This is a genomic window from Candidatus Microbacterium colombiense (assembly GCA_029203165.1).
Taxonomy (GTDB): domain Bacteria; phylum Actinomycetota; class Actinomycetes; order Actinomycetales; family Microbacteriaceae; genus Microbacterium; species Microbacterium colombiense.
In genome coordinates this window covers 3351175-3363564 of record CP119308.1, presented here as the reverse complement: position 1 = coordinate 3363564, position 12390 = coordinate 3351175, and the positions used below count along the sequence as shown (strand labels likewise).

General features: G+C 69.3%; 11 protein-coding genes. 6 read left to right on the top strand and 5 right to left on the bottom strand.

Going from position 1 to position 12390, the window contains the following annotated elements; genetic code table 11:
• Positions 1-247: 247 nt before the first annotated feature.
• The 5 genes from P0Y60_16410 to P0Y60_16390 form a co-directional block, all read right to left on the bottom strand.
• Positions 248-1303 (bottom strand): alpha/beta hydrolase, encoded by a 1056-nt coding sequence (locus P0Y60_16410; protein WEK60862.1) that lies wholly within the window; start codon positions 1301-1303, stop codon positions 248-250.
• 184 nt (positions 1304-1487) lie between these two features.
• Positions 1488-2072, bottom strand: coding sequence for an ECF transporter S component (locus P0Y60_16405; GenBank protein ID WEK60861.1), 585 nt, complete (start codon positions 2070-2072; stop codon positions 1488-1490).
• A 17-nt stretch (positions 2073-2089) separates the two neighbouring features.
• Positions 2090-2833: a siderophore-interacting protein gene (locus P0Y60_16400; protein ID WEK60860.1), complete on the bottom strand. Its 744-nt coding sequence runs from the start codon at positions 2831-2833 to the stop codon at positions 2090-2092.
• Entirely contained in the window at positions 2833-4632 is a 1800-nt protein-coding gene (locus tag P0Y60_16395; protein WEK60859.1) for an ABC transporter ATP-binding protein, read from the bottom strand. Before P0Y60_16395 ends, P0Y60_16400 begins: the two co-directional genes overlap by 1 nt.
• Positions 4629-6536 (bottom strand): ABC transporter ATP-binding protein, encoded by a 1908-nt coding sequence (locus P0Y60_16390; protein WEK60858.1) that lies wholly within the window; start codon positions 6534-6536, stop codon positions 4629-4631. Before P0Y60_16390 ends, P0Y60_16395 begins: the two co-directional genes overlap by 4 nt.
• A 131-nt stretch (positions 6537-6667) precedes the next feature.
• Here P0Y60_16390 and P0Y60_16385 point away from each other — a divergent pair, with 131 nt between their 5' ends.
• The 6 genes from P0Y60_16385 to P0Y60_16360 all read left to right on the top strand — a co-directional run bounded on the left by P0Y60_16385 (position 6668) and on the right by P0Y60_16360 (position 12383).
• A complete protein-coding gene (locus P0Y60_16385; GenBank protein ID WEK60857.1) occupies positions 6668-7351 on the top strand; it encodes a hypothetical protein in 684 nt (227 codons plus the stop codon).
• Positions 7348-8148: an AraC family transcriptional regulator gene (locus P0Y60_16380; protein ID WEK60856.1), complete on the top strand. Its 801-nt coding sequence runs from the start codon at positions 7348-7350 to the stop codon at positions 8146-8148. Before P0Y60_16385 ends, P0Y60_16380 begins: the two co-directional genes overlap by 4 nt.
• Before the next feature lie 132 nt (positions 8149-8280).
• Positions 8281-9297, top strand: a complete 1017-nt coding sequence (locus P0Y60_16375) for an ABC transporter substrate-binding protein (protein ID WEK60855.1) — start codon at positions 8281-8283, stop codon at positions 9295-9297.
• Positions 9297-10172, top strand: a complete 876-nt coding sequence (locus tag P0Y60_16370) for a siderophore-interacting protein (GenBank protein WEK60854.1) — start codon at positions 9297-9299, stop codon at positions 10170-10172. Before P0Y60_16375 ends, P0Y60_16370 begins: the two co-directional genes overlap by 1 nt.
• 4 nt (positions 10173-10176) lie before the next feature.
• Complete coding sequence (locus P0Y60_16365) at positions 10177-11262, top strand: iron chelate uptake ABC transporter family permease subunit (GenBank protein ID WEK60853.1); 1086 nt, start codon at positions 10177-10179, stop codon at positions 11260-11262.
• Entirely contained in the window at positions 11259-12383 is a 1125-nt protein-coding gene (locus tag P0Y60_16360; GenBank protein ID WEK60852.1) for an iron chelate uptake ABC transporter family permease subunit, read from the top strand. The genes P0Y60_16365 and P0Y60_16360 overlap by 4 nt, the downstream gene beginning before the upstream one ends.
• Positions 12384-12390 lie beyond the last annotated feature (7 nt).

Here is a 12390-nt window from a genome sequence, read left to right as displayed (position 1 = left end):
GCGACTTCACCTACCTTCGGTCACGCTCCCCGGTGCCGGTGCCGGTGCCGGTGCCGGTGCGCGGTGCGCCCGTGTTGGTTCACCGTGCAGGGAGAAGTGCCGGATGCAGGGAGGATGCGGCAGGTTCGCCCGGCATCCGGGCTTCCTCCATGCATCCTGTTCGCTCCACCGCTGTTCGCTCCGCCGCTGTTCGCTCAGTCGGCCCAGCGGCACCGCGGCCCAGATCGCACCGCGGCACCACCAGGGGTCAGCGCGGGGTGTGGGTGTTCAGGAAGTCGATGGTCTTCTGCAGGGCGGTCTGCGCATCGGGCATGTCGAGGTGGAACTGGTACTCGTGCGGCAGGGCGGGCTCGTGCGGCGCGGGCCAGAACTGTGTGGTCACGTCGACGCCGAGCTCGTCGAGCCGCTGGGCCATCGGGATCGACTGCAGCCAGGTCAGCCCGTCGCCGTTGCCGCCTGAGATGTAGGTCGTGGGGAAGTCGGCGGTGACCCAGTCGACGGTCGACATGGTCGCTCCGGTCGAGTCCTCCGCCCAGGTCTTGGTGCCCGAGTATGCCCACATCGCCGACTTGAATCCCCAGCCCGCGATGCCGTCGAGGCGGGCGAGGGCCGCGAGGTCGTACACGCCGCAGTTCAGCACGGTCGCCACGAGCTGGTCGGCGGAGATCGCGGGCGTGATGTCCATGATCTCGGCGTAGTCCGAGCTCGTGATGAGGGTCGCCATCTGGCTGGCGAGCTGGGCGCCGGCGGAATCACCCGCGAGCACGATCTGCGCGGCATCCACTCCGAGCTCGTCGGCGTGCGCGTCGATGTAGGCGAGGGCCTCGTTGAGCTGGTTCACGGCCAGCGGATACACGCCCTCGGGGCCGATCGTGTAGTTGACGCCGATCGTCGTGTAGCCCTCGGCGGCGAGGATGCGCAGGTAGGGGTCGACGTTCTCCTTCGCCCCCGAGATCCACGCGCCGCCATGGATCCACACGATCGTGGGCAGCGGGCCGGTGGCGGATGCCGGTGCGAAGACGTCCATCGTGGTGTCGGCTCCGGCATCGCCGTACGCGACGTCGAGCTTCTCGGTGAGCGTCGTTTCGGGCAGGTGGCGGTCCATCTCGGCGGCCGTCTCATCGCCGCCCTTCGTGAACACGGCGCGGATGAGCATGGCCGAGGGCCAGGGGGTGACCGAGCCGACGACCGCGATGACCGCGACGACTCCGACCACGACCCCGAGTGCGATCTTCATGCGGTGCCACGGCCGCCGCGCCCTCTCGGTGCGATCCGGCTCAGCGTCATTCTCGCGCGCAGTCATGGAACCCCTCTCCGCGCCCCAGTGTGCCAGTATTCCGGTCACGGCATCCAGAGATCTGACCCGCGGGCATGCTGAGCGTAGGCGATCGACCGGGGGTAGGCGGCTTCCGGCGGCTTCGGCCTCCGTGGGAGTATTCGCCTACCTCCGATAGTCGCCTGCCTGGCCCCGCCTACAGCCCAGCCCCTTACAGCCCAGCCCCAACCCGCGCAGCACGGACGCGCTGCGGCGCCGGGCTCATGAGCCCGCGCGTCACGCCGGTGCGATCCAGACGTTTCGCGACGACCCGCGCGACCCAGGTCGTCGCGACGGCGCTCGCCGCGGCGAGGGGGTACACGGCGAACCGCACGGTATCCGGGGTGTCGCTTGCGAAGATCGCCTGTGCGGGAAAGGCGTACGCCAGCCCGATGACCCCGTTCGAGACGTAGAACAGCCACGCCGGCCAACGGCGGTAGAGCGTCGCGAGGAACGGCAGCTCCTGGCAGAGCCCGACCGTCGCGGTCGACAACACGGTCGAGAAGCCGTACGGCGTGAACGGCCCGATCACGAGCCCGGCGATGACCGAGGTCAGCAGCGCCATGCCCGGTCGGTGCGTGATCGACTGCATGAGCACGCCGCCGAAGAACCAGAAGCCCAGGAGCACGGTGTACAGCAGGGGAGCAGCGGCGATCGCGGCGCTGGAGAAGATGCCGAAGATCGGCAGAAGGACGATGCCGCACGCCACGCCGATCGCGGCGCAGGTGAGCAGGAGGCGAGTGCTGATGTTCTTCATGTGCGGTGCCCGTGGCGTCAGCCCGTGGCCTTCCCTTCGATCCAGTAGAGCTGCGTGAAATGGTGGCCACGGTCGAGGCCGAGATGTTCGCGGAGTGCTCCGCGCACGTTCTTGATGAGTGTCTTCTCGCCGGCTCCCCAGGCGTAGACGCCCTCGGCCGGTGCGACGGATGCGCGGATGGCGCGGGCGAGCGCCGTGCCCCGATCGCCCTCCCGCACCACCCACTCCCAGGTGCCGCGTTCCCGCTCGATGCGGGGCAGTGCGGCACGGTCTTGGTGCTCCTCCTCGAGGAACACGTGGGTCTCGATCTCGGGCGGGACCGATTCCAGCCAGGTGTTGATGGCGGGCAGCGCGGTCGCGTCGCCCGCGAGCACCAGTGTGGTGGTGCCGTCGGGGATGTCGATCCTCGCTGGGGTGAGCGCGGCTTCGATGCGCTCACCGACGACGACGCGCTTCGCCCAGTCGCCCGCGGGGCCCGCCACGTCGTGCAGCACGAAGTCCAGGCTGAACGTGCGCGCGGCGGCATCCACGCGCACGAAGGTGTACCCGCGCTGGACTACGAAGCCCTCACCCTTGGCCGGATGCGGCACCCACAGGCGCAGCCACAGTGTCGGGAACACGTCGAGAGTGTCGGTGAGCGTCGGCGTGCGGAACGTGATGCGCCGATACCAGGGCGTGAAGTCGTGCACCTCGACGACCTCGACCTCGTGGTTCGCGATGCGCATCAGGCGCATCATCCCGCGCTGCCAGTTGCCGGCCATCAGCGCACCACCGTCGCCGATCGCACCACCGGGATCGCGGTCGTGGCAGGGGCGGCATCGGCGTGAACGGATGCCGGCGTCAATCGCCATCCGGATGCCCGAGAGCGTTCGTTCCAGAAGTCCGCATAGCGTCCTCCCGCAGCCAGCAGCTCGTCATGCGTGCCGCGCTCCACGATGCGGCCCCGGTCGAGGAACAGGATCTGGTCGGCGTGCTGGATGGTCGACAGCCGGTGGGCGACGACCATCACGGTCTTGTCGCGGGTGAGTTCGTGGATGCCGCGCACCACGGCCGCCTCGTTCTGCGGATCGAGCGCGCTCGTGGCCTCGTCCAGCAGCACGATGGGGGCGTTCTTGAGCAGGGCGCGAGCGATCGAGACGCGCTGGCGCTCGCCACCCGACAGCGAGGTGCCGCCCTCGCCGACGTTGGTGTCCCATCCGTCGGGCAGCCGCTCGACGATCTCGTCGACGCGGGCGACCTCGGCGGCCCGCGCGATCTCGTCGGCTGAGGCATCCGCCCGACCGATCCGCACGTTCTCGGCGATCGACTGATGGAACAGGTACACGTCCTGGAAGACGAGCGAGAACTGCTCCATGAGCGTGGTCGACGGATACTCCGAGATGGCGTGCCCGCCGACCTCGATGCGCCCCTCGCCGACGTCGTAGAAGCGCGATGCGAGACGCAGCAGCGTGGTCTTGCCGCTTCCGCTCGGACCCACCAAGGCGGTCGTGGTGCCGGCCGGCACGGCGAACGAGACCCCGTCGATGACCGGCTCACCATCGACGTACCCGAAGGTGACGTCGTCGAAGCGCACACCGGCATTGCGCGGCTGTACGGGCGTCGACGACTCCGGCAGCGTGGGCTCGGCGAGCAGATCGGTGATGCGGTCGGCGGCGTTGGCCGCTCCCCGCACGGCGGTCGCGAGCTCGGCCGCCTGGTTGAGCGGATCGATGAAGCGCGAGCTCACGGCGATCAGGGCGATCGCCGCCGGAACCGAGAGGGTGCCACCGGAGGCGAACGACACCACCAGGTACACCAGGGCGATGAAGGTGAGCTGCACCAGGAAGGAGAAGACGACGAGGCCGGGCACCGAGGCGAACACGAGCCCGCGTCCGACGCGGCGTTGCGCGGTCAAGGCGGCCTGCATGCCGCGGTTGCCCGTGGTCGCGGCGCCGAAGGCGCGCAGCACCGGCTGCGCCTGAGCGAACTCGATCACGCGCGAGTTCGACTCCTCGGCCGCCGCGTGCGCCCGGGTCTCGGCGCGGGAGTACACGCTCGTACCCCAGCGATTGACGAGGTACAGCAGCGGTGCGCTCACCAGCATGGCGAGGGAGACGCGCGGGTCGAGGAACAGCATGCCCACGGCGACGCCGGCCGGAACCAGGACTCCGCTGAGCAGCGGCGTCAGCAGATGTGCGAACACGCCCATCGCGTCCTTCACGCTGCTGCTGATCAGGCGGGAGACCCGACCGGCTGTGGCTGAGCCGAACCATCCCAGCGGCAGCGTGGCGATGTGGTCGCCGAGGCGGGTCTGCAGCGAGTGCATCATGCCGGTGCCGATGCGCAGCCCCAGCACGGCCTGACGGTAGCCGCACGCGAACACGATCACGACGGCTCCCGCGATGCCCGCGGTCCACCCCCAGGCCGCACCGAGGTCGCCGCGGAAGAGTGCCTCCAACAGCGGCATGAGCAGCACGTACGCCACCGACTGCGCGAGCGCGAAGACGACGATCGTCGCGAGATAGAGCGGGATCATCCCCCGATAGGGATCGGGGACCAGCCTCAGGACCTTGCGGATCATGCGTTCACCTCTGCGTTCTGACCGACTGCGTTCTGATCGACTGCGTTCTGAGCGGCTGCGTTCTGACCGCCTGCGTTCTGACCGACTGCCTGGCGTCGTTCCGGGATGTCCATCTGCTCGACCTCGCCGAGCGCCCGTTCGTTCGCCGCCCAGAGCCGTGCGAACAGTCCGTCGGCGGCGCGGAGTTCGTCCGGGGTTCCGTTCTGCACGATCCGCCCCTGGTCGAGCACCACGATCCGATCGACGTCGACGATCGTGTGCAGGCGATGCGCGATCACGAGCACGGTGCGATCCGCCACGAGCACGGCCAGCGCATCCTGGATCGCGGCCTCGGACTCGGGGTCCGCGAAAGCGGTGGCCTCGTCGAGCACCAGCACGGGAGCATCCGCCAGCAGCGCCCTGGCGATCGACAGACGCTGTGCCTCTCCGCCCGAGAGTCGGGCATCGACGCCGATCTCGGAGTGGTAGCCGCGGGGAAGTTCGAGGATGCGGTCGTGGATCTGCGCCGCGCGGCAGACGCGCTCGAGTGCGGCGTCGTCGGCGTCGGGCCGGGCGAGCAGCAGGTTCTCGCGCACGGTGCCCGCGATCAGCTGCACGTCCTGCAGCACGAAGCCGACCGCGCGGTACAGGTCGGCCGATCGCAGTGCTCGCAGATCGTGGCCGTCGAGCGTGATGCGTCCGCCGGTCACGTCGTAGAAGCGGGGCACGAGGCGTGCGAGCGTCGACTTGCCCGACCCGCTGGGCCCGACCAGTGCCGTGATGGTGCCCGGGTGCAGTTCGAGGTCGATGTTCTTCAGCACGGGGTGGCCCTCGCGGTAGCCGAAGGTCACGTCGTCGAATCGCACGATGCCGCTCGTCGGCACGGGGCCCTCGGCGGGATCGACGAGCTCCGCGGTCTCGGTCAGCTCCCACAGGCGCACGGAGGCGGCCGACGCCAGACGCAGCGCCTGCACGCCGTAGCCGAACGTGAGCACGGTGCCGCCGATGCCCAGCCCGATCAGGATGAACGGCACGAGCGACGCCGGCTCCATGAGGCCGCCACCGATCAGTCCGAGCGAGGCGAGCAGCATGAGCAGCAGCACGACCACCGGGTTGAGCAGTTGACTGCCGATGCCCTCGAGGCGGGTGATGGGGGAGACCCAGGCCTGGAAGAAAGTCGCGTAGCCGTCGACGGCGGCCTGATACCGGTGGTGGCCTTTACGGGGCTGGCCGAAGGCGCGGACGACCTGGATGCCGTCGACGAACTCGATCGTCGTCTCGCTCACCTCGGTCTGCCACGACTCGTAGGTCGCCATCTTCGCGGCGTAGCCGGAGCCCATGATGCGCGACATCACGAAGGCGTAGATGACGATCGGCACGAGCAGCAGAAGGGCGAGACGCCAGTCGACGAGGAGCAGGTAGCCGAAGGTCGCCAGCGGCAGGGTGAGTGCGCCGACGAACTCGAGTCTCGCGTGCGCCACGAGGTAGTGCAGGGCATCGACGTCGTTCTGCAGGAGCTTCTTCACCTCGCCGGAACTGCGTTCGGTGAACCACCCCAGGGGTACGCGGGAGAGCTTGGCGGCCAATAGCTGCCGCAGCGTGAACTGGTGCTCGGCGTCGATCAGGTGCGACCAGAGCAGCGCACCGGACTGCAGGAGTCCGCGCACGCCGAGGATGCCGAGGGCGGTGAGCAGCAGGCCCCAGACGCGCGACCAGTCCGGGGTGCCGGCGAGCAGTTCGCGGCAGACCTCGGCGATCAGGATGAAGGGGACGACGGCGCACAGCGAGGCGACGGCGACGATCGCGCTCGCCACGGTGAGGCGCGCGGATACAGGCCCCAGGATGTGCCGGTCGGCTACGCGCTGTCTCTGCTTCGCGGTGCGGCGCTCTGCTTTCGCGGCGACGCGGTCGGCGGTGTCGGTCATCCGAGCCTCTCTTTTGCAATGATCTATTGCAAAACAGATCGAGCGTAGCGCGCTCGCAGACCTTTAGGCAAGGCTAGCCTTAGTTGGTGGAGGATCTGAAGGGGTGCGCGCTCGATCGGTACGATGGGGCGATGGCCGATCGACCCCGCCGCGGACGCCCTCCGCTCACCTCGCGGGAGGCCATCCTCGACGCCGTGCTCGAGCTCGGTCTCGATCGCGCCACCACGACCTCCGTCGCCGCCCGCCTCGGTGTCGACCAGTCCACGCTCTACCGCCACATCGGCGGCGTGGAGGACATGCTCGACGGCGCCGCCGCGGTGGCGATCACCCGTGGGGACTGGCCCGATCCCACCGACGACTGGGCCGAATACCTGCGCGATTGTGCCAGGGCGATGTGGGAGATGTTCCGCGCGCACCCCGGCCTCGCCCAGCGGTTGCGCCTGATGTCGTCGGTGCCGCCGGAGCTCGTCACGCAGTCGTACCTGGTGGTGGAGTACCTCACGGCGCGACTCGGCTTCGGTCTGCGCGAGGCCGCGCTCATCGTCGACACGATCGGTGACATGACGGCCGATTCCTACCTCACGATCGAGGCGCTGCACCGCCCCACCGAGAGTGGCGAGAGCTACAGCGAGCGGGTGCTCGCCCGGATGGCGGAGGCGGGCGAGGTGCTCGGCGATCCGGTCGTCTCGGGGGAGTATCTCGAGGCCATGCGCTACGCGATGGGGGAACCAGGGGCGCCGAGCTCATGGTGGCTTGACAAGGTCGACCTCGTCATCGACGGTGTGCGGGCGCGTCTGGATCGGCGGGGAGCGTGAGCGCTTCGGCGCTGGAACCCGATCACCTGCGCGTGCCGCCGGGGTATCTCCTCACCACGTTCGAATACGACGTCGACGACCCGGTGGTGTGGCCCGAGCACGTGCACGATGAGCACGAGCTGCTCTGGTCGGCCGGTGGCATGGCGCGGCTGGAGGCTGAAGGGCGCGTCTGGGCGATCCCGCCCGCACTCGCCGTGTGGGTGCCGTCGCGCATCGTGCACCGAGCGTCGGCCGAGCGCGGTGCCCGCGTGCGGGCGACGTATTTTCGGGGCGGCGGTCCCCACACCGCCGCGATGCCGGAGGTCGTCACCGGCGTCGCGATGACGGAACCACTGCGTGTGCTGCTCGACCACAACCTGCAGGGCGCGCTCGACGAGCCGGCCCGCGTGCGCGTGCAGCGGGTGATCCTCGATCTGCTCGTGCCTGCGCCTCGAGAGTCGTTCGAACTCGTGATGCCGCGCAGCCCGCACCTGCACATGGTCGCCAGCGCAATCCTCGCCGACCCGTCCGACAAACGCACGACCGCGGATTGGGCGTATGAATGCGGGATGCACGGGCGCACCCTGGCCCGGCAGTTCGAGGCCGAGACGGGAATGTCGTTCACCCAGTGGCGCATCCTCGCGCGCCTGCAGCTGGCGATCCGCGAACTCACACACGGGCGATCGATCGTCTCCGTCTCGCGGGTCGTGGGGTACCGAAACCCATCGACCTTCATCGACCACTTCCGCGAGCTCACGGGGCAGACTCCCGCGGAATATGTGCGGGGATCGCGTTCCGAGCGCCAGCCGGGCGAGTGATCCCTTGTACCGAAACCGGTACAAGTCGTCCCCTCTTCGGCATGGGTGATCCGTTAGCTTAGGTCAGGCAACCCTTACCAACGCCGGGCGGTCATCTCGCCCGGCGTTTTCGCTGCGAATCACAGGAGTCCCATGTCCCTCTTCGCCTCCGCGCACCCGAACCGCAGAGCGCTCCGCCTCGCCGGCATCCTCGCCGCCTCCACCGCCGTGTTCGCGCTCGCCGCCTGCAGCGCTCCGGCCGACGATGACGCCGCGGGTGCGACCCGCGTCTACGAGAACGAGTTCGGCACGGTCGAGCTCCCCGAGAAGATCGAGCGCATCGTCTCGGTCGACTTCTACACGCCCGCCGCGCTGATCGACCTCGGGGTGATGCCCGTCGGCGTCGTGAACACGTACTTCACCGACACCGAGGGCGTTGCGATCCCCACGCAGTACTCGCAGGCGATCGCCGACTCCGATGCCGAATCGATCGGGGAGTACTACGAGCTCAACCTCGAGGCCGTCGCCAAGGCCGACCCCGACCTCATCATCGCGACCAGCGACTTCCTGACGATGGACGACCCGCTGCGCGCGGAACTGGAGAAGGTCGCCCCGATCATCACGTTCGAGGCCCGCGACGGCGAGAGCTGGCGCACGCGCGCGACCGACCTCGCCGAGATCCTCGGCAAGGAAGACGTGCTGCAGCCGCTCGTCGACGAGTACGACGCGCGTCGTGACGCGATCAAGGAGGAGTACGCCGACATCCTCGCCGACCAGGCCGTGACGGTCTTCGTGCCGGTCGCCGACGAGTGGGGCACCTACGCCGACACGCACTTCTCGACCCCGATCCTGCGCGATCTCGGTGCGACCTTCCGCGAGCAGACGGATGACGAGGTCAACGAGGCGAAGTTCCCGAACTGGTTCTCGTACGAGAACCTGGACCGGATCTCCAACGCCGACGCCGTCTTCGTGATGCGCGGCAACGAAGAGGGGCGTGCCAACCTCGCGACCAACACGATCTGGCAGAACCTCCCCGCAGTGCAGAACGACATGGTCTTCGACTACATCCCGCTGTCGCCGACCGGCTCCTTCGGCTGGGCGCTGGAGAACCTCGACGACCTCGAGGACCTGCTCGCGCAGGTGCAGGAGAAGGTCGACGCGCAGGGCTGATGAACGCCTTGCATGTCGCAGAGGTGACGCGCACCACTCGGCTGACGCCGGGCATGGTGCGCGTCACCTTCGGTGGTGCGGGACTGGAGGGTTTCCGCACCACCGGAATCGGTGATGAATTCGTTCGTGTGCATTTTCCGGCATCGGATGGCGTGCTGCACCTGCCGCGCGTCGACGACGAGGGCGTGTGGCACTATCCGGAAGGCGTCGAGGATCACGTCGAGCCGTACACGATCCGTCGCCACGATGCCGCCGCCGGCGAGGTCGACATCGACCTGGTCGTGCACGGCCACGGTCGTGCGGGCACGTGGGCGACCGGGGCCAGGCCGGGGGACCGGGTCGCGTTCGGGGATCCGCGGGGTCTCTACGAGCCGCCCACCGGCGCCGTCGAGCAGATCTTCGTGACCGACGCCACGGGTCTTCCCGCGCTCGCCCGGCTGAGCGAACAGCTGCCAGCAGGCGTGCGCGCGGTCGCCGCCGTCGAGATCGCCGAGGACTCGCATCGACTGGAGATCGGCGACGGCTCCCTCTCGGTGCGCTGGATCATCGGGCGCGGCAACGGCGTCGCGCCCAGCGCGATCACCGAGGTGCTGCGGGCACTGCCGATCACCGACGACTCGTACGTCTGGGTCGCCGGGGAAGCAGGTGAATTGCGCGACGCCCGTCGGTACCTGCGGCACGAGCGCGGTCTCCCCGCCGACCGCTACGCCGTGATCGGGTACTGGCGCGAGCGGCAGGAGGAGTGGCTGGAGCGCTACGAGAGTCTCGACGACGACACCGTCGCCGGGCTGCAGGCGATCTGGGAGTCCGCGGATGCCGACCACGAGGAGCTCCGCGACCTCTACGACGCCCGCCTCGCGCAGCTCGGGCTCTGAGCGCATGACCGTCACCGAATCCGCCGTCGCTGCCGCCGCCGTCGACCCCCTGGCCGGAGATTCCTCCGTCGCCGCGGCGACCCGGAACCCGCGCGCGGCACTGACCCGCACGCTGTTCCTCCTGGGCGCGGCCGCGCTGCTCGCGACCGTCTTCCTGCTCAGCCTCTGGGTCGGCGCCCGCGGCATCGGATTCGGGGAGATCTGGCAGGCGCTCTGGCATCCGGACGCTGGCGAGACCTCGTACATCGTGCACGAGATGCGGATGTCGCGGGCGACTCTTGCGCTCGTCGTCGGTGCTGCTCTGGGAGTTGCCGGCGCCCTGATCCAGGCGCTCACGCGCAACCCCCTCGCCGACACCGGCATCCTCGGCGTCGGCGCGGGGGCGAACGTGGCGGTGGTGATCGCGATCGGTCTGCTCGGGGTGACCGCGATCTCGCAGTACATGTGGTTCGCGTTCATCGGGGCGATCATCGTGACCGTGCTCGTCTACGCCCTCGGCTCGGTCGGTTCGGCCGGAGCCACCCCGGTGCGGCTCACCCTCGTCGGCATCGCGCTCGGTGCGGTGCTCGGGGGCTTCGCCTCGGCGATCACGATGCTCAACCCGAACTCCTTCGACGACATGCTGCGCTGGAGCGCCGGCTCCCTCGCCGGTCGCGGCTGGTCCACGCTCGTGGTGGTGGCTGTCCCCATCGCGGTCGGGCTGCTGCTCGGCGCGATCGCCGGACGACCTCTCAATGCGATCTCGCTCGGTGACGACCTCGCGCGCTCGCTGGGGGCGAATGTCCTGCGCACGCGAGTGCTGGTCATCATCGCCGTCACACTGCTCGCCGGCGCGGCGACGGCGGCGGCCGGTCCGATCGGCTTCGTCGGGCTCATGGTGCCGCACGTGGTGCGCTGGTTCACCGGACCCGATCAGCGGTGGATCATCCCGTTCTCCGCCGTCGGCGCCGCTCTGCTCCTCCTCACCTCCGACGTGGTGGGCCGCGTGATCCTCGCTCCCCAGGAACTGGAGGTCGGCATCGTGACGGCGTTCGTCGGTGCTCCCGTGCTGATCCTCCTCGCCCGTCGCACGAAGGTGAGCACACTGTGATCTCGACCGGGATCTCGGCATCGACATCCACCTCGACCTCGACCGCGACGACCGCATCTCCGGATGCGGCGGCGGGCGCCGTCGTCGACTTCGGGTATCGCCGTATCGAACTCCAGGGTCGCCGGTGGTCGGGCAGTGCTTCCCTGCGGGCGTTCGTCGTGACGCTGGCGCTCGCCGTCGTCGCCGTCGCGGGTGTGATCCTCTCGATCTCCACCGGCACGTACGACATCCCCCTCGATCAGGTCGTCTCGGGGCTCCTCGGCACGGCCGACGGAGGCACCGTGCTCGTCGTACGGGAATGGCGGATGCCGCGGGCATTGCTGGCCGCGCTGCTGGGCATCGCGCTCGGAATGTCGGGGGCGATCTTCCAGTCACTGACCAGGAACCCGCTCGGCTCGCCCGACATCATCGGCTTCTCCTCCGGTTCGTACACGGGAGCGCTGATCGTGCTGCTCGTGACCGGCGGCGGCTACTACGCCGTCGCGGTCGGCGCGCTCGCCGGAGGGATCGCCACCGCGCTCGTCGTCTTCGTGCTCGCCTACCGCCGCGGGGTGCAGGGATTCCGCCTGATCATCGTCGGCATCGGAGTCTCGGCGCTGCTCGCCGCGCTCAACACCTACCTCATGCTCAAGGCATCGCCCGAGGAGCAGCTCACGGCCGGGGTCTGGGGGAGCGGCTCCCTGAACGGGCTCTCGATCGACCAGCTGATCCCGGTGGCGGTGGTGCTCGCGGTGCTGATCCCTGCCGTGCTCGCGCTGTCCCCTGCGCTGCGGGTGCTGGAGCTCGGCGACGATGCGGCCGGATCGCTGGGATCGCGTCCCACCGGCGTGCGCCTGGTCGCGATCGTGCTCGGCGTCGCCCTGGTCGCCCTGGTCACCGCGGCCGCCGGCCCGATCGCCTTCATCGCGTTGGTCGCCCCGCAGATCGCCCGTCGACTGACCCGGTCGGCCGGAGTCGGTCTCGTCGCCGCAGGCGTCACGGGCGCCCTGCTGCTCGTGGTGAGCGACTTCCTCGCGCAGCGCGTCTTCGCGCCGTTGCAACTGCCCGTCGGCATCGTCACGGTGTCGGTAGGCGGACTCTATTTCGTCTGGCTCCTGATCCGCGAGACCCGACGCCGATGACCGAACC